We start from the raw sequence: 22891 nt of genomic DNA, 5'->3' as shown, positions 1-22891 counted from the left end.
AGCAGTAAGTCACCCGGATGGCCTGGCAGGAGGCACGGCGTTGGCGGACAAGGACGCGAACTTACTGGCGCGGCTCGCCACAGCGGGGCTGATCCTGCTGCCGCCGGGTGCCGCGGGGGCGGTGCTGTGGCCTTCGCCTCGGCATCATCCGGCTGCCGCGGTGGTCGCCTTCCTGGGATACCAGGTGCTTCTGGCGGCCGTGATGTTCGTGGGTACGGCGCTGTCCGACGTGCGCGACCGGTGGCAGAAGCGGCTCGCCGACGCCATCGACTCGTGGCTGCTGTCACGGACGAGCCGCTTCGAGAAGCGGTACCGCGCGCAGGTGCGCAGTGTGCACCGGTTCGTGGACCTGAAGGGTCTGGCGACGCGCGGCGACTACACCCCGGGGCTGGACGAGGTGTTCGTCGACGTCAGTCTCTCCCCGAGGCCGGCGCACGAGGCCACGCACGACTCCCTCGCCGAAGGCGACGTCTCCCAGCCGGCCGCGGACATCGGGGTGCCGGCGCGGCAGCAGATCGCGGATTTCCTCGGCGGACCGGACGGGGTGTGTCTGGCGGTGATCGGGGCCCCCGGAACCGGCAAGACCACCCTGCTCAAACACCTGGCCCTGCAACTGGCGCGCCCCGGGCGCCGTCACCGGCGCGGCAGCAGGGACGTGCCGGTGCTGCTGTACCTGCGGGACATCGCGCACACCATCGCCGGCGATCCGGACCTCGCACTCCCCGACGTCATCCGTTCCTCGGTGGGCGCACTCGCGGCGGAGGAGCCGGAGGGCTGGTTCGTACAGCAGCTCAGGAACGGGCGGTGCCTGGTGCTGCTGGACGGGCTGGACGAAGTGGCCAGCGACGCCGACCGCCGCGCGGTGTCGGCGTGGGTCGAACGGCAGATGGGGTCCTTCGCGGCGAACGATTTCGTCGTCACCTCCCGCCCGCACGGCTACACGGCCGCTCCGGTCAACCGGGCCCGGGTCCTGCAGGTGCGCCGGTTCACCGGCGAACAGATCTCCCGCTTCGTCCACGGCTGGTACCAGGCAGTGGAGCGGCTGAGCACCGGTCTGGACGACGCGGGGGTCGCCGACCTCGCCACCGCCGAAGCCGACGACCTGCTGAGACGGCTGCGCAACCGGCCCGTGCTGTACGACCTGGCGGCCAATCCGCTGCTGCTGACGATGATCGCCAACGTGCACCGCTACCGCGGCGCCCTGCCCGGCAGCCGCGCCGAGCTGTACGCCGAGATCTGCCAGGTACTGCTGTGGCGCCGCCAGGAGGCCAAGAACATCCCCGCCGGCGAGGACCAGGTCACCGGCGCGAAGAAGGAGGTGGTCCTGCGGGAGCTGGCCTTCACGATGATGACCGCCCGGCAGCGCGACATCGACGCCGACCAGGCCGCCGCGCTCCTGGCACCGATCCTGTCCCGGGTCGCCGTGACCACCGACCCGGGGGACTTCCTCGCCTCCGTGGTCACCAGCGGACTGCTCGTGGAACGCGAGCGCGGGCAGTACGCCTTCGCCCACCTCACCTTCCAGGAGCACCTCGCGGCCCTGCACATACAGCACCACCGGCTCGTCGACGTGCTGGCCGCGGGCGTGGACGACGGCTGGTGGCGCGAGACCACCCTGCTGCTGGCCGCCCGCCTCGACCCCGCGCCCGTCGTGGAGGCCTGCCTGGCCTCCAACACCACCACCGCGCTCGCCCTGGCCTTCGACTGCGCCGATCAGGCCACCGAGTTCGCCCCCGACACCAGCCGCCGGCTCGACGCGCTGCGCCGCCAGGCGCTCGCCGAACCCGTCGACTCGCCCCGGCGCAGATTCATGATCGCCGTCACCACGACCCGCCAGCTCCGCGACACCATCCGGCTGAACGACGGCACCCTCGTGTGCGCCGGCCCGGTCACCGCCGAGGCGTACCGGCTGTTCGCCGAAACCACCGGCACCCCGGCCCTGGCGGCGACCGCCGACGGAGCCGGAACCGCCCCCGCTGTCGGCATGAACCGGCAGGACGCCGCCGCCTTCGTCCGCTGGGTCAACGACCTGCTCCCCGAAGGCACCCTCTACCGGCTGCCCACCCGCGCGGAGGTCACCGACCCGGCCTTCCGCCTCTCCGCCGCCTCACCCGACCACTCCGTCTGGTACTCCACCCAGCCCACCGGCCCACTCGACCTGTGGGTCCCGGAGGGAGCACCTCACCCCTGGGCTGTCCGGCCGCTCCCGCTGGGCGGCCCGCGCGGGCAGCACGACAGGGCCGTGCTCATCGCCGGAAGCCTCGTACTCGCCCAGTCCCTCGATCTGGCGCTCACGCGCGACGCGGACCGCGACCACCGCGCCCTCGCCGTCGACCGTGACGTCGACCTCGCCCTCACCGATGTCATCAACGGCGCCCTCGCCCGCCACCGGGACCGCAACCGCGACCGCATCCGGGCCCTCACCCGCGCCCATGCCCTCACCCGCGCGCACGACCTCGTGCTGGCGCTCACCCGTGACCTCGTCGTCAGCCACGAGCTCAGCCGCGACCTGGCCCTGGTGCTGGCCCTGGACCGTGCTCTCGACCGCGATCACGCCCACGAACACCACGTCGCTCCCGACGACGTGGCCGTCCGCCTCCGCCTCGACCTCCACCTCGCCCTCGACCGTGCCCGGCGCCTCAACCGGGACCGGGGTCTCGACCTGGACCTCGTACTCAGCCGGGCCCGCGCCCGGGATCTCGATCTCGACCGTGACCTCGACCGCGCCGTGGGACACGCCCGCGACGGTGCGCTGGACATCGGCCTCGCGCTCGACCTCGCGCTGGACCTCGCCCGCGCCCCTGGTTCCGCCCCCGACCGCACACCCCGCCGCGAGCTGCCGTGGCTGCGGAACAGCGCGTCGCTCCAAGCCGTCCTGCAGGCCCTCACCCTCCCGGAAACCCGGTCCCGGTGGGGCGGTCGCGGCCAGCAGGCGGTGGTCTCCCCGCTCGGGAACGACGCCCTGAGCGAGTACCTGTCCGAGGGGCAGATCGTCTTCCCGGACCGGATCGGCCCGGCCGTGAGAACGGCCACGGAGCGCCTGACGGCCCGGTACGCACGCTCCGACGGGGCGTCACGGGCACACGCACTGCTCCGCATCCTGGCCACCAGCACCGCCGAGCTCGCGGCGCCGCTCGATCACCACCCTGGAACCATGGACTCCTCGGACGTCTCCTACCTTCAGCTCGTCACCCTCGCCCTGGCCGCCGCAGCCGACCGGACCGTCGACGACCCCGACATGACCGCCGAGTACCGCCGCGCCGCCACCGGCATCACCGTCCTGCGGCAGCGCACGGAAGGCATCGTCACCCCCACGGAGACCATCGTCCTGGTCCGCGCCTGACTCCCGCTCCCTCCCGGCCCCGCACTCCCCCGGCGCGCGCGGGCGCACCGGGGGCCGGGGCGTTCAGTGCTTGTACTCCAGCCCGACTAGTTCGGCACCGCCAGCAGCAGGGCGAAGCGTCCGGCCGTGTCGGTCCACCAGTGGCGGACGGTGAAACCGCCCTCCTTGAGCTCGGCGGTGAGCGATTCGCGGCGGAACTTGCACGACAGTTCGGTGCGCAGGTCCTCACCCTCGGCGAAGTCGACCGAGAGGTCGAGGTCGGGGATCTTGACGGTCTGGGCCAGGCGGGAGCGCAGCCGCATCTCGATGCGCTCCTCCTCGGTGTTCCACAGGGCGACGTGGTCGAAGGCGTCGGGGTCGAAGTCGGCGCCGAGTTCGCGGTTGAGAACGTGCAGCACGTTCTTGTTGAACTCGGCGGTGACACCGGCCGCGTCGTCGTACGCCCGGACCAGGACCCCGGGGTCCTTGACCAGGTCCGCGCCGAGCAGCAGGACGTCGTCGCTGCTGAGCGCGAGGGAGAGGGTCCGGTAGAAGGCGCGGCGCTGGGCGGCGTCGAAGTTGCCGATGGTGCTGCCGAGGAAGGCGAGCAGGCGCGGGCCGGGCTCGTCGGACAGCGGCAGGCCGGTCTCGAAGTCGGCGACGGTGGCCGCCACCCGCAGGTCCGGGTAGTCGCGGCAGATCGCCGCGCCCGCCTCCTCCAGGGCGGCGGCGCTGACGTCCAGCGGCGCGTACCGCAGCAGCGTCCCGCCCGCGGTGAGCGCGTCGAGCAGGAGGCGGGTCTTGCGGGAGGAGCCGGAGCCGAGTTCGATCAGGGTGGCGGCGCGGGTGAGCGCGGCTATGTCCGGGGCGCGGCGGGTCAGGATCTCGTGCTCGGCCCGGGTGGGGTAGTACTCGGGCAGCCGGGTGATCTGCTCGAACAGGTCGCTGCCGCGTTTGTCGTAGAACCACTTGGGCGGCAGGGTGCGGGGCGCCGTGCCCAGGCCCTGGCGGACGTCGGAGTGCAGGGAGTCGGTGAAGTAGCCGACGGGCAGCCGGTCGTCGACGGTGAGTCGGCTCTCGGGGGTGTGGACCTCGTCCGGGGCGCTGCCGGGGGCGTGGCCCCGCTGCGGCCCACCCCCGTCGGTGCGGCCCTCGTTCGTATGGCTCTCGGGCGTGCGGCGGCTGTCGTTCATGGGGTGCGGGTCCTTGCGGTGCGGGCGCGGGGAGCGCAGTGGGATGATCCGGACGCCGGCCGTGGTGGCCAGCAGCAGCGAGCGGTCCGGTACCTCGTGCCACTCGCCGGGCGCGTCGTCCGGCTCGGAGGCGACCAGCGCCTGGCCGGGCCCGGTGCGGTACCAGAGCGTGTCCCCCCACGCGGTGGCGGCGATCACGCGGCCGTCGGTGAGCAGGAAGTTGAGGCGGGCGGTGGGGCGGGCCGCGGCGACCTCCCGGACCACCGCGGCCAGCGCGCCCCCGGGCGACTCGCCCTGCCGCAGCCGCCGCGCGGCCATCGCCCACAGGAGGGCCGAGTCGCAGCGCGCCTCAAGGGACAGCAGCTCGGCCGGGGTCAGGCCGGTGGGCAGCCGGGTCCAGTCGGCGATCGCGCCGTTGTGGCTGAACAGCCAGCGACCGTCCCGGAAGGGCGCGGCGGCCGACTCGTCCTGGGTGGTGCCCTCGGTGGCCGAGCGGACCGCGGCCAGTACGGCGCCGCTGCGGACGGCACGGGTCAGCTCGGTGAAGTTGGCGTCCGCCCAGAGGGGGACGGCGCGGCGATAACGCGCGGGCTGCGGGAACCCCGCGTTCGCCTCCGGCAGGCGGGGAGGGCCGGACGGTCCGGACGAGCCGGGTGCCCCCGGCCGCTCAGCCGCGCCGTCCTCCTCCACCGGGTACCAACCCACCCCGAACCCGTCGGCGTTCACCGTGCCGTAGCGCTGCCTGGCCGGCCGCCACGACTGCTCGTACAGGCTGTGCGGGGGCTCGGTGAGGAGCCGGGCCAGCGGTACGGGCGGTCCCACGTACGCGAGGTGACGGCACATCAGGCAGCCCCGCCGCCTTCCGTGCCGGACGCGGAGGTCGCGGTGGGGTCCGGGGACGCGTCCCGCGCGGTGCGGAAGCCGGCGAAGATCTGACGGCGGATCGGGTAGTCCCAGTTGCGGAAGGTACCGCGGCAGGCGACCGGGTCCACGCCGAAGGCGCCGCCGCGCAGCACCTTGTAGTCCGGGCCGAAGAAGACGTCCGAGTACTCCTTGTAGGGGAAGGCGGTGAAGCCCGGGTAGGGGGCGAAGTCGGAGGACGTCCACTCCCAGACGTCGCCGATGAGCTGCCGGGCGCCGCTGGGGGCCGCGCCGGCCGGGTAGCTGCCCGCGGGGGCGGGCCGGAGGTGGCGCTGGCCGAGGTTGGCGTGCTCGGGGCCCGGGTCGGCGTCGCCCCACGGGTAGCGGCGGGAGCGGCCGGTCGCGGGGTCGTGGCGGGCGGCCTTCTCCCACTCGGCCTCGGTCGGCAGCCGCCGTCCGGCCCAGCGGGCGTAGGCGTCGGCCTCGTACCAGCACACGTGCAGGACCGGTTCGTCGCCCGGCACCGGCTCGGTGCGGCCGAACCGGCGGCGTATCCAGGCATCGCCGTGCCGCTCCCAGAACAGCGGCGCCTCCAGGCCGGCGTCCTGGACGTGCCGCCAGCCCTCGGGGGTCCACCACCGGGGGTCGCGGTAGCCGCCGGCCGTGATGAACTCCTGGTAGGCGGCGTTGGTGACCGGCACGGTGTCCAGCCAGAAGGCGGGGACGTGCACGGTGTGGTGCGGGCGCTCGTTGTCCAGGGCCCACGGCTCGGTGCTGGTGCCCATGACGAACGGGCCGCCGGGGACGAGGACCTCGCGGGGCAGCGCGGCCGCGTCGGCGGGCGCGGGCGGCGGGGCGGGGGCGTCGAGGACGGCCGGGCCCGAGCGGAGCTGGTGGGTGGCGAGCATGGTCTCGTCGTGCTGCTGCTCGTGCTGGGCGAGCATGCCGAAGACGAAGGCGCCGGCCAGCAGCGGCTCCGGGTTGCCGGGACCGGTGTCGGTGCCGGCCAGCACGTCCAGCGTCTCCGTGCGGACCGCGGCCACGTACTCGCGGGCCTCGGCCGGGCCGAGCAGCGGCAGCGCGGGGCGGTCGGCGCGCGGGTGCCGGAACGCGTCGTAGAGGTGGTCGAGGTCGGGTCGCAGGCCGGGCCGCCCGCCGGCCTCGCGGACCAGCCACAGCTCTTCCTGGTTGCCTATGTGCGCGAGGTCCCACACCAGCGGGGACATCAGCCGGGAGTGCTGGGCGACCAGGTCCTCGTCGGTGACCGGGTCGGTGAGCGCCATGGTCCGGCGGCGGGCGGTCTCCAGCGCCGCCCGGGCCCGGGCGGCCGGGTCCGCGACGGCAGGGGACGACGGGTCGGGAGTGCCGGAGGAGGCGGGAGTGGCACTGCCTCGGGCCGTGCTGTGCGTGCTCGTGTACGGGTTGGTCACGACATGCCTTCCGGAGGGTCAGGCGCGACTGAGCGCGTCCAACTGGTCATGGGCGGGACATCGGCCGCGTTCGACGTAGCGCTCGGCGAAGTCGGAGACCGCCTGCCGCAGGGCCGCGGGCACGCCGGAGCGCGCGAGGGAACCGTCGGCCGCGGCGAAGCAGGCACGGGCCGCCGTGGCGAGGTCCGGGTCGGCCAGGCCGATCCGGGCGGCGCGGCGCCAGACGTCGTCGGGCGGTACGGGGTCGCCGTCCATGCAGAGCGGCTCGGTCGCCGCGTAGGCGGCGTCGGCGGCGACCGGGTCGTCCAGCAGGGTCGCCGCGACCGCGGTCGGGACGATCCAGCCGTCGCCGTCCTGGGCGTCGGTCATCCGCAGTTCCAGCCAGCCGCGCGGACGTATCGGCGGGAACAGCGTGCTGAGGTGGTAGTCGAGGTCGGCCACGGTGGGCGCGCGCAGCCCCGGCACCCCGCGCAGCCAGCCGCGGAAGGTGAGACCGGGCGGCGCGGTCCAGTCGGCCTCGGCGGTCCTACGGGGGGCGCCGCCGGAGGACCGAACGGCCTCGGACGGACCGGAACCCGGCCCGTGGCCGTCGGACCGTATCCCCTGGGGCGGACCGGGATCCGTCCCGCGGCCGTCGGACCGTATGCACAGCACCCGCGCGTCCAGCGCGTAGCGTGCCCATGCCGTGCGGGGGTCGTCGTGGTGGCGGGGCTGGCGGGTGCGGCCGGGGTCCATCAGGCCCCAGGTGGCCTGCCGGGTGGAGAGCCAGCCGGTGGGGCGGCCGGCGGCGATCGGGGAGTTGGCGAAGGCGGCGACGAGTACCGGGCCGAGGCGGTGGGCGAGCTCCCACCGGCGGCGGTAGCCGGTGACGCCGTCGCCCGCGTCACCGCTGTCCAGGTTGACCTGGAGGGATGCGGTGCTCCGCATCATGGTGCGACCCCAGGGGCCCTCGCGGTCGAAGAACGACTCCATCGCCCGGTAACGGGGCTCGTCGAGTACGCGGGGGGACGCGCGGTAGGGGTCGAGACCGCGGCCCAGGAGGACGAGCCCTGCCTGGCCGGCGGCCCGCCGCATGGCGGTGAGGTCCGCGGCCATCGCCTCGACGCAGCCGGCGAGGCTGTCGGCGGGCGGGGAGCTCAGCTCCACCTGCCCACCCGGCTCGCGGGTGACCCTGCTGCCCCGGGGGAGTGCGCCCGGGGCCTCGACCGGGGCGAGCGCCGCGTTCAGCCGGTCGACGGGGATCAGCAGTCGGGGATCGGAGCGGTCCTGAACCAGCCATTCCAGTTCCACACCAGTCCGTGCGGGTGGACCGGTCTTGAAGCACACGCCCTGTACATGGGCTTCCGCGTCGTCTTCCTTGAGATCGTCGAGCTCCGCGAAGTCGGCTGCCATGGATCCACCTCCTCTCTTTTCCATGGGGTCCCATTCCCAGGCGAGGACATGTCACATGCTGCTGGTGCGAGTGTAATTCGTCTCGTCCCGGGATCGCCTTACGCACTGGTGAACGTTCACCGGTCCGAACTCGACCAAACATTCGAGCTGATCCCTCATCCTTTCGAGCGGGCTTGCGAGTCGGATATAAACTGTCAATCCCGGTAATCGGGATTATAGGTGCGGTGGCCGGTCACGGCCTGGCACAGGGCGATGCCCCGACGGTGATCGACACCCGACCGGCTACGCTGCCCGTGTGGGCAATGCGAGCCGCCTGCGAACCCGTACCGACGTGTACCACCCAGTACGACCGCCAGTGCTCACCCGGTGCCACCCTCGGACCTCGCCAGCAGCCAGATCAGCGACAGGAGTACCCCTCGTGACCGTCGTCGGGCCCTTCGGGCTGAGCGTGTGGGACGGGGCCCTTGAGGCCGACATCACGGCCGGTCTCGCGGCCGTCGAAGAGGGCCTGCTGGAGGCCACCAAGAGCGACGTCCCGTTCATCACGGACGCGGCCAGACACCTGCTCCGGGCCGGCGGCAAGCGGTTCCGGCCGCTGCTGGTGATGCTCGGCGCCCAGTTCGGCGACCCGCACGCGCCCGGCGTGGTGCCCGCCGCCGTGGTCGTGGAGCTGACCCACCTGGCCACCCTCTACCACGACGACGTGATGGACGAGGCGGACGTACGCCGGGGTGTGGACAGCGCCAACGCACGCTGGGGCAACTCGGTGGCCGTGCTGACCGGTGACTTCCTCTTCTCCCGTGCCTCCCACATGCTGGCCGACCTCGGCCCCGACGCCGTACGGGTCCAGGCCGAGTCCTTCGAGCGGCTGGTCACCGGGCAGATCATGGAGACGGTGGGCCCGCGCGACGGCCGCGACCCGCTCGACCACTACCTGGAGGTCATCGCGGGCAAGACCAGCTCGCTGATCGCGGTCTCCGGGCGGTTCGGCGCGATGATGGCGGGCGCCGACGAGCAGGTGGTCAGCACCCTCACCCAGTACGGTGAGCGGATCGGCGCCGCCTTCCAACTCGCCGACGACGTGCTCGACATCGCCAGCGACGGCAGTGAGTCCGGCAAGACCCCCGGCACCGACCTGCGCGAAGGCATCCCCACCCTGCCGGTGCTGCACGTCCGCCGCTGGTACGCGCAGGCCCAGGGCGCCATCTCGGCCGCCGACCGCCGGCTCAACGAACTCCTCGACGGCGACCTCACCGACGACGCCCTGCACGCCGAGGCGCTGGAACTGCTGCGCGCCCACCCGGCCCTGGAACAGGCCCGCCGCGACACCGTCCGGTACGCGGACGAGGCCCGCGCCCGCCTCGACCCGCTGCCCGACATCCCCGCCCGAGCCGCGCTCGCCGGGCTGTGCGACGCGGTCGTGCACCGCGCGGGCTGAACTCCCGCCCCGCCGAGGAGGGCTGTGCACGGCCTTCTCGTCTCCGGGCGCTCGGGGCCGGTGCCGACGGTCGACCGTGCTCGGTCCCTCGTGCCTCGGGATCTCCGCGCGCTCTCGCTTCCGGCACCGGCGTGCCCTTCGGCTCGAAGCCGGGGGAGTTCTCAGGGTCCGTCATACCAAGGGCGTACACGGGGTTGCATCCGTCGGCTGATGTGCCGCCGCGGCCGATTCGGTGTGATGGACATGAGCCACTTCACGGCGGACCGGGCGACAATGGCCTGGGAAGTGGACGCGTGCGGGGAGCGCGCCGCGGCGCGCTCCCGGGCCGGCGAACCGCCGCTGACGACGGAGGTGGACACCCGATGGCACGGATCCGACCGGCACGGCACCCGGAGTCCGACGAGCCCGGTGGCGGGGGGCGCGGGCGCAAGGCCGTGCGTTACGCCGTGCCGGCCGCGGTGGCGGGCGTGGCAGCGGCGACGATCAGCCTCGTCCCCGCTATCGCGGACACCGGCGACCCGACACTGCCCCCCCTCACCGCGGAGCAGTTGCTGACGAAGATCGCCGCGTCCGACACCCGGACGGTGGACGGCACGGTCAGGATCAGCACGGACCTCGGGCTTCCCGCCGCCCTCTCGGGCGGCGCGACCAGCGGCCTGTTCGGCGGCGGCCCGGGTGCCGCCGGAAAGCCCGGCGGTGACGGCGGCGGTGGCGCGGACTCGCCCGCCGCGCCGCAGTCCCGGCTCACCCGGCTGCTGTCCGGCACCCACCGGCTGCACGTCACCGCCGACGGCCCCGACCGGCAGAAGGTCTCGGTCATCGAACCGGCCGCCGAGTACAGCGTCATCCACAACGGCACCGAGCTGTGGGCGTACGACAGCGCGTCCGACCAGGCGTACCACCGGACGCTGCCCCGGCCGGACCACGACCGCCGCGTCCCGCAGGACCTCGCCGTCACCCCGCAGGACGCCGCCAGGCGCGTCCTGGAGGCCGCCGACGGCACCGCCTCGGTCACGGTGGACGGCACCGCCCGGGTCGCCGGGCACAGCGCGTACGAGCTGCTGGTCCGCCCGCGGCACGCCGACGCCACGACGGTCGGCGCGATCCGGATCGCGGTGGACGCGAAGACCGGCGTGCCGCTGAAATTCACGCTGACACCCAAGGGCGGCGGCAAGGCGGTCGTCGACATCGGCTACACCAAGGTCAGCTTCGCCAAGCCGGCCGCGAGCACCTTCATCTTCAAACCGCCCAAAGGCGTGAAGGTCACCGAGGGCGGCAGCCTCGCGAAGGCCGACCACGAGCGGCCGGGGACGCAGATGAACTCCACCCGGCAGAAACCCACCGTGCTCGGCGAGGGCTGGGACTCGATCGCCGTCGTCAAGACCCCGGGCGGTCTGCCGACCGGCCAGGACCGGAACGGCGAAGGGGCCGACTCCCTGCTGAACAGCTTCGGCAGTCCCGTCACCGGGGCCTTCGGCAGCGGCACGGTCTTCCACACCCGGCTGGTCAACGCGCTGCTCACCGACAAGGGCACGCTGTATGTCGGCGCGGTCACGCAGTCCGCGCTGACGGACGCGGCGAACGCCGCCGCGAAGTAGCTGGCGCGGGCAGTCCGGGCAGCCCAGGTGGTCGGTGCGGTCGGGGTGGTCCGGGCGGTCGGGACTGTCGGGCAGCCCGGGCAGCCCGGGCGGTCCGGGCGGTCGGTGCGGTCCGGGCTGTCGGGCCGGACAAGCCGGAGAAGCACGCGACGTACGCCGGGCACCTCGCCGCCACGGGCGGGGCCGTTCGGAGGATCCGTTTCCAGCCATGCCGAGGGAGTGCCATGGGACAGTCGCCCACCGCGGAACCGCCGGCCGACGTGGTGATCGAGACCCGCGGTCTCGCCAAGCAGTACCGCGGCACGCTCGCCGTGGACGGCCTCGACCTGCGGGTGCCGCGCGGCAGCGTGTTCGGCTTCCTCGGCCCCAACGGCTCGGGCAAGACCACCACCATCCGGATGCTGATGGGTCTGATCGAGCCGACCGCGGGCACCGCCGAGGTACTCGGCAGCCCCATGCCGCGCGCCGTGCGGACCGTTCTGCCCAAGGTCGGTGCCCTCATCGAAGGCCCGGCGCTCTACGGCTTCCTGTCCGGGCGGGACAACCTGCTGCGGTACGACGCCGCCGACCCGACCGCCGACCCCCGCACCCGGCACGCCCGGGTCGGTACCGCGCTGGACCGGGTGGGGCTGACCGCCGCCGCCACGAAGAAGGCGAAGGCGTACTCGCTCGGCATGAAGCAGCGGCTCGGCCTGGCCGCCGCGCTGCTCCAGCCGCGCGAGCTGCTGGTGCTGGACGAGCCGACCAACGGCCTCGACCCGCAGGGCATGCGGGAGATCCGGGCGCTGGTGAGAGAACTGGCCGGGGACGGTACGACGGTCTTCCTCTCCTCGCACCTGCTGGACGAGATCGAGCAGGTCTGCACGCACGCCGCCGTGATGGCCCGCGGCCGGCTGATCACCCAGGGCCCGGTCGCCGAGTTGTCCGCGGGCGCGCGGGGCCGGCTCGCGGTCACCACCCCGGACACCGGCCACGCGGCCCGGGTGCTCAAGGAACACGGTGTGACCGACCTCGCCACGGCGGGCGAGCGGATCACCGGCGAACTGCCCGCCGACCCGCCCGACCTGGCCGAACTCAACGCGGCACTGGTCGAGGCGGGGGTGCGGGTACGCGGTTTCGGCCTGGAGCGTGCCTCCCTGGAGGACGCGTTCGTGGCCCTGACAGGGGAGGGTTTCGATGTCGCGGGCTGACCCGGCGGCGGAGCGGACGACCGGCGCCCGTACCACCGACGCCCCGGCCGTACGGGCGCCGCGCCTGGTGTGGTCGCTCGGGCTGTTCCGGTCCGAGCTGGTGACCGTCTTCCGGCGGTGGCGGACCCTCGCCCTGTTCGCGGTGCTGGCGGGGGTGCCGCTGCTGGTCGGGATCGCGGTACGGATCGAGACGCGCGACGGCGGATCGGTCGGGGGCGGTGGCGGGAACGGGGAAGGGCCCGCCTTCATCGAACAGGTCAGCAACAACGGCCTGTTCCTGACCTTCGCCTCGCTCGCCGCGACCCTGCCGTTCTTCCTGCCGATGGCGATCGGCGTGGTGGCCGGCGACGCGGTGGCCGGCGAGGCGAGTACCGGCACCCTGCGCTACCTGCTGGTCGCCCCGGCCGGCCGGACCCGGCTCCTGCTCGCCAAGTACGCCTCCGTGGTCGCCTTCTGCCTGGCCGCGACCCTCGTGGTGACCGTCTCCGCGCTCGCCGTCGGCTTCGCCCTCTTCCCGGTCGGCGACGTCACGCTGCTGTCCGGCACGACGATCCCGCTGTCGGACGGGCTGCTGCGCGCCCTGCTGATCGCCGTGCTCGTCGCGGGTTCGCTGGTCGGCATCGGGGCGCTCGGCCTGTTCGTCTCCACGCTCACCGACAGCGGCATCGGCGCCATGGCCGCCACCGTCGGGCTGCTGATCACCGTGCAGATCGTGAACAACATCCCGCAGCTGCACGCCGTCCAGCCCTACCTCTTCCCGCACTACTGGCTCAGCTTCGCCGACATCCTCCGCTCCCCGGTGACCTGGGACGACATCGCCAGGAACCTGGGCCTCCAGGCCCTCTACGCGGCCGTCTTCGGTTCAGCGGCCTGGGCCCGCTTCACCTCCCGCGACGTCACGGCGTGACGACCGTCCGCGAAACCGGTTGTCAGTGATGGGGTTCGACTGAGCTCAAGGCCCTCTGGCCCGGAGACGCGGTGGTTCAGCGGTTGGGCGCGGGCGCGCGGTAGGGGCGTCCGCTGTCGGCGTGGGCGAGGGCGCTCCGGCTGCGCCGTGCGGTCCGCAGCGCGTCCCAGGTCAGCATGATCAGCGCGAACCACACCAGCAGGAAACCGGCCCACCGTTCGGCGGGCATCCGCTCGTGGAAGTACAGCACCCCGATGAGGAACTGGAAGACCGGCGCCAGGTACTGCATCAGGCCGAGGGTGGACAGTGGCAGCCTGGTCGCCGACATGCCGAAGCAGATCAGCGGCACGGCGGTGACCAGGCCGGACACGGCCAGCAGCGCCGCGTGACCGGGGCCGTCGTGGGCGAAGGTGGAGTCGCCGTGAGCGCCGAGCACCAGCAGGAAGGCCAGCGCGGGCAGGAACTGTACGGAGGTCTCGGCGGCCAGCGACTCCAGGCCGCCCATGGCCACCTGCTTCTTGACCAGACCGTACGTACCGAAGGAGAAGGCCAGTGTGAGCGCGATCCACGGCAGCCGCCCGTAGCCCACGGTGAGCACGATCACCGCCAGCGCGCCGATGCCGACCGCCGCCCACTGCGCGGGCCGCAGCCGCTCGTGCAGCACGAGCACGCCGAGCGCGATGGTGACGAGGGGGTTGATGAAGTAGCCGAGCGAGGTCTCCACCACGTGCCCGGCGTTGACACCCCAGATGTACATGCCCCAGTTCACCGAGACCACGGTGGCCGCGACCGCCACGAGGGCGAGCCGCCTGGGCTGCCTGACCAACTCGGATATCCAGGACCGGCGGCGCAGGCCGAGCAGGATGAGGACGACCACGACCAGCGACCACACCATCCGGTGGGCCAGGATCTCCAGCGCCCCGGCCGGTTCCAGCAGCGGCCAGAACAGCGGGAACAGCCCCCACAACCCGTAGGCCACGAAGCCGTAGACCAGTCCCGCGCGCTGCTCGCCCATCCGGTTCCTCCCGCCGCCGTACGGCGGTCGCACCCGACCGGTGCGCGTCGCCGGTCCGACCGTAGCTGGCACCACCACACGTGTCATGCCCGTTTCGCAGAACGGTCCTGGCGCCGCGCTCGGCGTACGCCGTCGGCGACCCGGTCGCCGCACAGCAAAGGGGCGCGGGCGCTCAGCCCACGACCGTCCAGGTGTCGTTGCCCGCGAGCAGCGCGGTCAGGTCGCCCTTGCCCCGCTGCTGCACGGCCTGGTCGAGCTGGTCGGCCATCTCCGTGTCGTAGACCGGCCGGTCGACGTCCCGGAGCACGCCGATCGGCGTGTGGTGCAGGGTGTCCGGGTCGGCGAGTCGGGACAGCGCGAAGGCGGTGGTCGGGGAGGCCGCGTGCGCGTCGTGCACCAGGACGCCGTCGGTGCCCTCCGCCGTCACGTCGATCACCCGCAGGTCACCGGTGGCCTGATCCCGTACCACCCCCTTGCTGCCCAGACCGTCGTCGGCCGGCGCGCCGAAGCGGATCGGCTGACCGTGCTCCAGGTGGATCAGGGCCTCCTGCGCGGTCTCCTTCTCCTTCAGGGCGTCGAAGGCACCGTCGTTGAAGATGTTGCAGTTCTGGTAGATCTCCACCAGCGCGGTGCCCCGGTGGTCGGCCGCCGCGCGCAGCACGCTCTGCAGGTGCTTGCGGTCGGAGTCGATCGTGCGGGCCACGAAGGACGCCTCGGCGCCGATCGCCAGCGACACCGGGTTGAACGGCGCGTCGAGGGAGCCCATCGGCGTGGACTTGGTGATCTTGCCGACCTCGGAGGTCGGGCTGTACTGGCCCTTCGTCAGCCCGTAGATCCGGTTGTTGAACAGCAGGATCTTGAGGTTGACGTTCCGCCGCAGCGCGTGGATCAGGTGGTTGCCGCCGATGGACAGCGCGTCGCCGTCACCGGTCACCACCCATACGCTCAGGTCCCGCCGTGAGGCGGCAAGACCGGTGGCGATGGCCGGGGCACGGCCATGGATGGAGTGCATGCCGTAGGTGTTCATGTAGTACGGGAAGCGGGACGAGCACCCGATCCCGGAGATGAACACCACGTTCTCCCTGGCCAGGCCGAGCTCCGGCATGAAGGACTGGACGGCCGCCAGGACCGCGTAGTCCCCGCAGCCCGGGCACCAGCGCACCTCCTGGTCGGACTTGAAGTCCTTCATGCTCTGCTTCGCCTCGGCCTTGGGCACCAGGGCCAGTGCCTCAGACATCCGCACTCTCCTCCGCGCTCGCTTCCCCGCCCAGTTCCGCGCCCGATACGGTGCTCTGCTCGCTGATCGCCCGCGCCAGTTGCTCGGCCTTGAACGGTAGCCCGGTGACCTGTGTGTACGAGTGGACGTCCACCAGGTACCTGGCCCGCAGCAGGTGGGCGAGCTGGCCGAGGTTCATCTCCGGCACGATCACCCGCTCGTACGCCCCCAGCACCTCCCCGAGGTTGGCCGGGAAGGGGTTGAGGTGGCGCAGGTGGGCCTGCGCCACGGCGCCGCCCTCGCCGCGGATCCGGCGGACGGCCGCGGTGATCGGCCCGTAGGTCGACCCCCAGCCCAGCACCAGCGTCCTGGCGCCCCCGCTCGGGTCGTCGACCTCGATGTCGGGCACCGTGATGCCGTCGATCTTGGCCTGCCGGGTGCGGACCATGAAGTCGTGGTTGGCCGGGTCGTAACTGATGTTGCCGGTGCCGTCCTGCTTCTCGATGCCGCCGATGCGGTGTTCGAGGCCGGGGGTGCCGGGGACCGCCCACGGGCGGGCCAGCGTCTCGGGGTCGCGCAGGTACGGCCAGAAGGACTCGGTGCCGTCCTCGGCCGTGTGGTTCGGTCCGGTCGCGAACTGCACCCGCAGGTCGGGCAGTTCGCCCGGCTCGGGGATCCGCCAGGGCTCCGAGCCGTTCGCCAGGTAGCCGTCGGACAGCAGGAAGACCGGGGTGCGGTACGTGAGCGCGATCCGGGCCGCCTCCAGTGCCGCCTCGAAGCAGTCCGCCGGAGTGGCGGGCGCGACCACCGGCACCGGCGCCTCGCCGTTGCGCCCGTACATCGCCTGGAGCAGGTCGGCCTGCTCGGTCTTGGTCGGCAGCCCGGTGGACGGCCCGCCGCGCTGGATGTCCACCACCAGCAGCGGCAGCTCCAGGCTGACGGCCAGACCCACTGTCTCGGACTTGAGCGCCACCCCGGGACCCGAGGTGGTGGTGACCGCGAGCGACCCGCCGAAGGCGGCGCCCAGCGCGGCGCCGATCGCCGCGATCTCGTCCTCGGCCTGGAAGGTCCGTACACCGAAGTTCTTGTGGCGGCTCAGCTCGTGCAGGATGTCCGAGGCCGGAGTGATCGGGTACGACCCGAGGAAGAGCGGCAGCCCGGCCTGTTGACCCGCGGTGACCAGGCCGTACGACAGCGCGAGGTTCCCGGAGATGTTGCGGTACGTGCCGGGCGGGAAGGCGCTGGCGGCCGGCGCGACCTCGTAGGAGACCGCGAAGTCCTCGGTGGTCTCGCCGAAGTTCCAGCCCGCGCGGAAGGCGCTGACGTTGGCCTCGGCGATGTCCGGCTTCTTCGCGAACTTCTTGCGGAGGAAGGTCTCGGTGCTCTCCGTCGGGCGGTGGTACATCCACGACAGCAGGCCGAGCGCGAACATGTTCTTCGCCCGCTCGGCGTCCCTGCGGGGCAGGCCGCTGCCCTTGAGCGCCTCCAGCGTCATGGTCGTCAGCGGCACCGGGTGGACCGCGTAGGCCGCCAGCGAACCGTCCTCCAGGGGGTTGCCCTCGTAGCCGACCCTGGCCAGGGCCCTCTTGGTGAACTCGTCGGTGTTGACGATGATCTCCGCGCCGCGCGGCAGATCGGCGAGGTTCGCCTTCAGCGCGGCCGGATTCATCGCCACGAGCACGTCCGGCGCGTCGCCCGGAGTGAGGATGTCGTGGTCGGCGAAGTGGAGCTGGAACGATGAAACCCCCGGCAGAGTGCCTGCGGGGGCGCGGATCTCAGCCGGGAAGTTCGGCAGCGTCGAGAGATCATTGCCGAAGGAGGCGGTCTCCGAGGTGAAGCGGTCCCCGGTGAGCTGCATCCCGTCGCCGGAGTCGCCGGCGAACCGGATGATCACGCGGTCGAGCCGCCTGGTCTCCTTCACCGGTCTGCGCTGTTCGCTCAGCACCTCTCCAACGGCAGGCTGACGCCCGGTGGTCGTGCTGACCTGGCTCGTCACTGAAACGGTCCTCCTTCGAGGCGGCGTATCGCCCGGCTACCGGCCATCGTACGTCGGTAAGGGTCGCCTTCCCCGGACCTCCGTACATGTGGAAGGACGGGGTACCACTTGTCGCCTCGGGACGCGAGACACGCACAGCCCCGGCGACGGTTCCCCTCGTTCGGGGCCCAGGCCCGGATTCAGGAAGGGCCGGCTTCAGGAAAGCCCGGTTTCAGGAAGATGCTGCCGACCTGCTTCGCGACCGCGCCGTCGCTCACCACGGGCTGCCCGGCCGCCGCGGAGTTCGTCCCGCCTGCCGGCCGTCATGCCCCGCACCTCCCGCTCCCGCGGCGTCAGCCCGGCCCGTACCAGGCGGAGGCTGGTACGGGCCGGCAACCGCGCGACCACCTCCTGGGCAGGCCGCCACCACCGGATACGGCGGCACGCCCCGGTCGGCCGTCTCGCGGACTGGCCCGATCAGCCCCTCCGCGTCGCCCACGTCCGCCACCATGTCATGGCCGCGGTCGGTCAGCGGACGGGGCAGGCAGCCCGGAGCAGCACCGAACCCTCGGCGATGACCCACCCGCACCGTGCCCCTCACCGTCACCGGATCCCCGGGGCACGTGCTCACTCCGCAGGCATACCAGCACGGCGGAGCGAAGAGGCATACGGTTTCGCTGGGCAAGGTTGCGCCCGAACGTCAGGGGGCCGCGGTCAGGCGGCGCCCAGGGGAGAGGAGAGTGCGTGCGCGCGGTCGGATTCGACGTCAACGGTGGCCCCGCAGTGCTGCGGTCGGTGGTGCTGCCCGTCCCCACGCCGGGCCCGGGCCAGGTCCAGATCCGCGTGGCGTACGCCGGCGTCAACGAGGGGGAGGGCCGTCCCGCTACCGGCATCGGCACCGGTACGGGCATGGGCATCGGCCCCGGCGACAGGCGCAACGGCCTCGGCCGGCCCCGGCACCTCCCCTGCCGCTCCGGGGCGCTCCGGGGCATCGTCGTCCCCGGGGTGGAGGTCTCCGGGGAGATCACCGAACTCGGGGACGACGTCACCGGTCACGCCGTCGGCGACCCGGTCGCCGCGTACCTCCCGGACGGCGGCGGCTACGCGGAGTACGCCCTCGCGCCCGCGGAATTCGCCTTCCCCCTCGACGGCATATCCCTGCGCGACGGTGGCGGCGCGGCCCTCGCCCTCACCACCGCCTACGGCATCCTGGCGAGCGCGGCCCGCCTCGCCGCGGGCGACACGGTCCTCATCCACGGTGCGGCCGACGGCGTGGGCTCGACCGCCGCCCAGATCGCCCGCGCGCTCGGTGCCGCCGCGGTCTACGGCACGGTGGGCTCCGCCGCCCAGGCGGAGTACGCCAAGCGCTTCGGCTACGACGCGATCCACTTCTGCGAGGGGTTCGCCGACCGCGTACCCGAGGTCGACGTCATCATCGACCCGGTCGGCGGCCCCACCGGCCTCGCCGGTCTCTCCCTGCTCGCCCCCTTCGGCCGCCTCGCCGCCTGCGGAGACGCGACCGGCCACCCGGACCTCGCGTTCCCGCTGTGGAGGAGCAACCGGTCCGTGACCGGCTACGACATCGCGGACCTGGCCCGCCGGGCCCCCGCCGCGCTGCGCGCCCACGCCCTGGCCGCTTTCTCCCTCCTCGCCTCCGGCACGATCTCCCTCGACATCGCGGGGGAGTTCCCGCTGGCCTCGGCATCCGCCGCCCTCCGGGCGCACCGGGCCATGGGGAAGACGCTGCTGAGGATCAGCCCGTCCGGCGGGTGAGGGCGCGTTCCGGCTGTGTTCGCTGTGTTCCGGCAGCGTTCCGGCCGGCTGGGCAGTCGGCGGCCGGCCCCGTCGCCGGCAGCGTCAGCCCGACCACGGTGACGGACAGGCCGAGGCCGACCGACACCACTGTGACAATGTGGACAAAGCCGACGATCGCCACCGGAAGCCCGACCACGCAGGTACGCGGTCTCCCGCCACCTGACGCCGTCGAACGCGAACCGCGGCGCGGCGGCAGCGGCCAGGCCGTGACGGTGAACTGCGGGGCGAGGACGAGGCGATCGCGGCCCTCGGCGCGCCGGGCCGGGGACGCGGTCCGCCATGGGGGGCGGGGGCGGGTTGAGGTGGGCTTGTCCCCAGGGTGCGACGATGGAGGCGGCCGGTCCGGAGGCACCGGTGAAGCCAGTGAGGCCAGGGCCTAGACTCCCTCCGTATAAATCGTCCAAAGGTCCACCCCGGATCGCCGGACACCGCCGGTCAGGCGAGATCAACGAGTCGGTAGCGGCTCAGCGAGTCAACGAGTCGGTAACGGCTCAACGAGTCAGAACGAGTCATCGAGTCAAACGAGGGGCGGAAAGGACGTGGACTACTTCCACGGCTACACGGTCGTCGGCCTGGTCGCTGTCGTCGGTGTGCTCTTCGTGGCGGTCGCGTTCGCGGGCGGCCGGCTGCTGCGGCCCGTCGTGCCGACGCGGGAGAAGATGCTCACGTACGAATGCGGGGTCGATCCGGTCGGCGAGGGCTGGGCGCACACCCAGATCCGCTACTACGTCTACTCCTTCCTCTACGTGATCTTCGCGGTGGACGCGATCTTCCTGTTCCCGTGGGCCACCGTCTTCGACGCGCCGGGCTTCGGCGGCACCACGCTGGTCGAGATGTTCGTGTTCATCGGATTCCTGGCCGTCGGGCTGCTCTACGCCTGGAAGAAGGGCGTACTGGAATGGACGTGACAGGAGAGGCCGTGACCGCCGGGGCCGGCACGTCCGGGGCCGTGACCGCTGCGGGCGAGGCCGCCACCGCGCCGGGTGCCCCGGCCGCGGCTGCCCCCGCCGCCGTGCCGCTGCCCGAGCCGCGCCGCCTGGGGCCGCTCGCGCGACTGGCGCCCGAACCGATGAAGGTGGTCCTGAACTGGGGCCGCCGCTACAGCCTGTGGGTCTTCAACTTCGGCCTCGCCTGCTGCGCGATCGAGTTCATCGCCGCGTCCATGGCCCGGCACGACTTCATCCGGCTGGGCGTGATCCCGTTCGCCCCCGGACCGCGGCAGGCGGACCTGATGGTCGTCTCCGGCACGGTCACCGACAAGATGGCGCCGGCCGTCAAGCGGCTGTACGAGCAGATGCCCGAGCCGAAGTACGTCATCTCCTTCGGTGCCTGCTCCAACTGCGGCGGGCCGTACTGGGACTCGTACTCCGTCACCAAGGGCGTCGACCAGATCATCCCGGTGGACGTCTACGTGCCCGGCTGCCCGCCGCGGCCCGAGGCGCTGCTCCAGGGCATCCTCAAGCTCCAGGAGAAGATCGCGCGGGAGTCGCTGGGGGAGCGGTACGCCGCGCACGGCGCCGGTGCGGGCGGCGGTCGCCGGGTCGGTGGTACGCGGCCGGGCGCCGCTGCGCTGACCAGCGGGCTCGTCCAGCCGCCGGAGGGCGAGAAGTGACGGGCTGGCTGCCGGACGACGCCGAGACGCTGTTCGGCCCGGGCGCGGTCGCGGACGAGGCGTACGACCTGCTCACCGTCGACGTGTCGGCCGACGCGTGGGTGACGGCCCTGCGGACCGCGCGGTCCACGCTGGGCTGCACCTTCTTCGACTGGCTGAGCGCGGTGGACGAGCCGGGGACGGGTTTCCAGGTCTGCGCGCACGTGGTCGCACTGGGGACGGGCGCGGGCGCCGATACGGGAGCCTCCCCCGCCGGGGGCGGCGTCCGGCGCCTGCTGGTACGGACCACCGTCCCGTACGAGGCGGCCGTGCTGCCGACCGCGACCGGGGTGTACCCGGGTGCGGCCTGGCACGAGCGCGAGACCCACGAGATGTTCGGCGTGGACTTCACCGGCCATCCGCACCTGGCACCGCTGCTGCTGCCGGAGGAGTTCGAGGGGCACCCGCTGCGGAAGGACTTCGTGCTGGCCGCGCGGGTCGCCAAGGCGTGGCCCGGCGCGAAGGAGCCGGGGGAGTCCCACGACGGCGGTCCCAAGCGCCGCCAGATGATGCCGCCGGGCGTCCCCGACCCCAACGACTGGGGGCCGCTCAAGGGCCAGCTTCCCCCGGCGCCCGCGCGTCCCGCCCGGGCACCCCGGGCGGCGGGCGCCGGTGACCGGCCGCCGCGCCGCACGCGCAGCGTGAGTGAGGGCTCGGCGAGCCAGGCCCCGAGCCTGGCTCCGGACCGGGCCACGGCCCCGGGCGCTCCGGGCGCCTCGGAAGCGCCCGCCTCTCCCCGTGGGCGCACCCCGGACGTGCCCTGGGAGCGGCCCGCGAAGCCGGCACCCGATGCCGAAGCGCCCTCAGAGCCCCCCACCGGACCACGGACCGAACCGGCGGCCGGGCCGGTGGCCGAGCCGCCCGCCGATGCGTCCACCGAACCGCCCACCACGGGCGAACCCCACTCCGGAGGAGGCGACCCGACGTGAACGACACCGTGGACGTACTCCTCCGGCTGCTCGGCGTGCTCGTCGTGTTCCTGGTCTTCCCGCTGCTGGTGGGGCAGACCGAGCACAAGGTGATGGCGCACATGCAGGGCCGGCTGGGGCCGATGTACGCGGGCGGATTCCACGGCTGGGCGCAGCTCGTCGCGGACGGCGTGAAGTTCGCCCAGAAGGAGGACATCGTCCCGGCCGAGGCGGACCGCAGGGTCTTCCAGCTCGCGCCCGCCGTGGCCCTGCTGCCGTATCTCGTGGTGCTGATTGCGATCCCGGTCGGGCCGGACGGGTTCGTCGGGCAGACCGTGGACGCCGGGCTGTTCTTCGTCCTGGCCGTGATGGGTGTCGGCGTGCTCGGTTCGCTGATGGCCGGGTGGGCTTCGGCCAACAAGTTCTCGCTGCTCGGCGGCTTGCGCACGGCCGCACAGCTCATGGCCTACGAGCTGCCGATGCTGCTCGCCGGGGCCTCGGTCGCGATGGCGGCCGGCACCCTGTCGCTGCCCGGAATCGTCGAGACGTACGAGTGGTGGTGGACGCCCTGGCAACTCGTCGGCGCGGTCGTCTTCTTCACCGCGGGGCTCGCCGAGCTGCAGCGGCCGCCGTTCGACATGCCGGTGGCCGACTCCGAGATCATCTTCGGCGCCTACACCGAGTACACCGGCCTGCGCTTCGCGCTGTTCCTGCTCGCCGAGTACGCGGGCATCGTTGTGCTCTGCGGCCTGACCACTGTGCTGTTCCTCGGCGGCTGGCACGGCCCGTGGGCCGGAAACCTCGGCTGGCTGTGGACGCTGGTCAAGACCGGGCTGCTGGCGTTCGTGGTGATCTGGCTGCGGGTGAGCTACCCGCGGCTGCGTGAGGACCAGCTGCAGAAGCTCGCCTGGACGGTGCTCATCCCACTCGCCCTCGCCCAGATCGCCCTGACCGGCGTCGTCAAGGTGGTGATCTCGTAG

Annotated in this window: 16 protein-coding genes and 2 pseudogenes; 10 read left to right on the top strand and 8 right to left on the bottom strand. The window is 72.9% G+C overall.

Annotation, left to right across the window (positions count from 1 at the left end; all coding sequences use genetic code 11):
- Positions 1 to 40 precede the first annotated feature (40 nt).
- Complete coding sequence (locus VIW71_RS01420) at positions 41 to 3343, top strand: NACHT domain-containing protein (RefSeq protein ID WP_331619951.1); 3303 nt, start codon at positions 41 to 43, stop codon at positions 3341 to 3343.
- Between the two features lie 86 nt (positions 3344 to 3429).
- Here VIW71_RS01420 and egtD read toward each other — a convergent pair whose 3' ends face one another.
- The 4 genes and pseudogenes from egtD to egtA all read right to left on the bottom strand — a co-directional run bounded on the left by egtD (position 3430) and on the right by egtA (position 8198).
- On the bottom strand, positions 3430 to 4374 hold the full coding sequence (gene egtD, locus VIW71_RS01415; protein WP_331619953.1) for an L-histidine N(alpha)-methyltransferase: 945 nt from the start codon (positions 4372 to 4374) through the stop codon (positions 3430 to 3432).
- A 363-nt stretch (positions 4375 to 4737) separates the two neighbouring features.
- Positions 4738 to 5358, bottom strand: a pseudogene (locus VIW71_RS01410) (hypothetical protein); the annotation flags it as partial.
- Entirely contained in the window at positions 5358 to 6806 is a 1449-nt protein-coding gene (gene egtB / locus VIW71_RS01405) for an ergothioneine biosynthesis protein EgtB (RefSeq protein ID WP_414720621.1), read from the bottom strand. The pseudogene VIW71_RS01410 and the gene egtB, both read right to left, overlap by 1 nt.
- Before the next feature lie 18 nt (positions 6807 to 6824).
- Positions 6825 to 8198: an ergothioneine biosynthesis glutamate--cysteine ligase EgtA gene (gene egtA / locus VIW71_RS01400; protein WP_331619950.1), complete on the bottom strand. Its 1374-nt coding sequence runs from the start codon at positions 8196 to 8198 to the stop codon at positions 6825 to 6827.
- Positions 8199 to 8616: 418 nt separating this feature from the next.
- Between egtA and VIW71_RS01395 the strand changes: the two genes are divergently transcribed.
- From VIW71_RS01395 to VIW71_RS01380, 4 genes are all read left to right on the top strand, one after another.
- Entirely contained in the window at positions 8617 to 9636 is a 1020-nt protein-coding gene (locus VIW71_RS01395; RefSeq protein WP_331619949.1) for a polyprenyl synthetase family protein, read from the top strand.
- A 362-nt stretch (positions 9637 to 9998) separates the two neighbouring features.
- The gene (locus VIW71_RS01390; RefSeq protein WP_331619948.1) at positions 9999 to 11234 is read left to right on the top strand and encodes a LolA family protein; all 1236 of its coding nucleotides are present in this window, start codon (positions 9999 to 10001) and stop codon (positions 11232 to 11234) included.
- Positions 11235 to 11458: 224 nt separating this feature from the next.
- Positions 11459 to 12424 carry an ABC transporter ATP-binding protein gene (locus VIW71_RS01385; protein WP_331619947.1) on the top strand — a complete coding sequence of 322 codons (966 nt, stop codon included), beginning with the start codon at positions 11459 to 11461 and terminating at the stop codon, positions 12422 to 12424.
- Positions 12411 to 13331, top strand: a complete 921-nt coding sequence (locus VIW71_RS01380; protein WP_331619946.1) for an ABC transporter permease — start codon at positions 12411 to 12413, stop codon at positions 13329 to 13331. The genes VIW71_RS01385 and VIW71_RS01380 overlap by 14 nt, the downstream gene beginning before the upstream one ends.
- 76 nt (positions 13332 to 13407) lie before the next feature.
- Here VIW71_RS01380 and rarD read toward each other — a convergent pair whose 3' ends face one another.
- From rarD to VIW71_RS01360, 4 genes and pseudogenes are all read right to left on the bottom strand, one after another.
- The gene (gene rarD / locus VIW71_RS01375; RefSeq protein WP_331619945.1) at positions 13408 to 14346 is read right to left on the bottom strand and encodes an EamA family transporter RarD; all 939 of its coding nucleotides are present in this window, start codon (positions 14344 to 14346) and stop codon (positions 13408 to 13410) included.
- A 172-nt stretch (positions 14347 to 14518) separates the two neighbouring features.
- The gene (locus VIW71_RS01370; RefSeq protein WP_331619944.1) at positions 14519 to 15583 is read right to left on the bottom strand and encodes a 2-oxoacid:ferredoxin oxidoreductase subunit beta; all 1065 of its coding nucleotides are present in this window, start codon (positions 15581 to 15583) and stop codon (positions 14519 to 14521) included.
- Positions 15576 to 17558: a 2-oxoacid:acceptor oxidoreductase subunit alpha gene (locus VIW71_RS01365; protein WP_331619942.1), complete on the bottom strand. Its 1983-nt coding sequence runs from the start codon at positions 17556 to 17558 to the stop codon at positions 15576 to 15578. The genes VIW71_RS01370 and VIW71_RS01365 overlap by 8 nt, the downstream gene beginning before the upstream one ends.
- 179 nt (positions 17559 to 17737) lie before the next feature.
- Positions 17738 to 18113, bottom strand: a pseudogene (locus VIW71_RS01360) (hypothetical protein).
- A 168-nt stretch (positions 18114 to 18281) separates the two neighbouring features.
- Between VIW71_RS01360 and VIW71_RS01355 the strand changes: the two are divergent.
- The 5 genes from VIW71_RS01355 (at position 18282) to VIW71_RS01335 (ending at position 22891) form a co-directional block, all read left to right on the top strand.
- A complete protein-coding gene (locus tag VIW71_RS01355; RefSeq protein WP_331619940.1) occupies positions 18282 to 19310 on the top strand; it encodes a quinone oxidoreductase family protein in 1029 nt (342 codons plus the stop codon).
- A gap of 581 nt (positions 19311 to 19891) precedes the next feature.
- Entirely contained in the window at positions 19892 to 20260 is a 369-nt protein-coding gene (locus VIW71_RS01350; protein ID WP_331619939.1) for an NADH-quinone oxidoreductase subunit A, read from the top strand.
- The gene (locus VIW71_RS01345; RefSeq protein ID WP_331619938.1) at positions 20251 to 20964 is read left to right on the top strand and encodes an NADH-quinone oxidoreductase subunit B; all 714 of its coding nucleotides are present in this window, start codon (positions 20251 to 20253) and stop codon (positions 20962 to 20964) included. The genes VIW71_RS01350 and VIW71_RS01345 overlap by 10 nt, the downstream gene beginning before the upstream one ends.
- Positions 20961 to 21932, top strand: coding sequence for an NADH-quinone oxidoreductase subunit C (locus VIW71_RS01340; protein WP_331619937.1), 972 nt, complete (start codon positions 20961 to 20963; stop codon positions 21930 to 21932). Before VIW71_RS01345 ends, VIW71_RS01340 begins: the two co-directional genes overlap by 4 nt.
- Entirely contained in the window at positions 21929 to 22891 is a 963-nt protein-coding gene (locus VIW71_RS01335; protein ID WP_331619936.1) for a complex I subunit 1/NuoH family protein, read from the top strand. Before VIW71_RS01340 ends, VIW71_RS01335 begins: the two co-directional genes overlap by 4 nt.

Origin of the sequence: Streptomyces sp. (genome assembly GCF_036524955.1) — a bacterium.
Classification (GTDB): Bacteria; Actinomycetota; Actinomycetes; order Streptomycetales; family Streptomycetaceae; genus Actinacidiphila.
The sequence above is the reverse complement of the archived record's forward strand: the minus strand, read 5'-3'. Positions and strand labels throughout refer to the sequence as shown.

What these genes read in the sequence shown, in the direction of transcription:
- VIW71_RS01385 (WP_331619947.1), top strand. Translation starts at nt 11,459, where the DNA reads ATGGGACAGTCGCCCACCGCGGAACCGCCGGCCGACGTGGTGATCGAG.
- rarD (WP_331619945.1), bottom strand. Translation starts at nt 14,346, where the DNA reads ATGGGCGAGCAGCGCGCGGGACTGGTCTACGGCTTCGTGGCCTACGGG.
- VIW71_RS01370 (WP_331619944.1), bottom strand. Translation starts at nt 15,583, where the DNA reads ATGTCTGAGGCACTGGCCCTGGTGCCCAAGGCCGAGGCGAAGCAGAGC.
- egtA (WP_331619950.1), bottom strand. Translation starts at nt 8,198, where the DNA reads ATGGCAGCCGACTTCGCGGAGCTCGACGATCTCAAGGAAGACGACGCG.
- VIW71_RS01345 (WP_331619938.1), top strand. Translation starts at nt 20,251, where the DNA reads ATGGACGTGACAGGAGAGGCCGTGACCGCCGGGGCCGGCACGTCCGGG.
- VIW71_RS01390 (WP_331619948.1), top strand. Translation starts at nt 9,999, where the DNA reads ATGGCACGGATCCGACCGGCACGGCACCCGGAGTCCGACGAGCCCGGT.
- VIW71_RS01380 (WP_331619946.1), top strand. Translation starts at nt 12,411, where the DNA reads ATGTCGCGGGCTGACCCGGCGGCGGAGCGGACGACCGGCGCCCGTACC.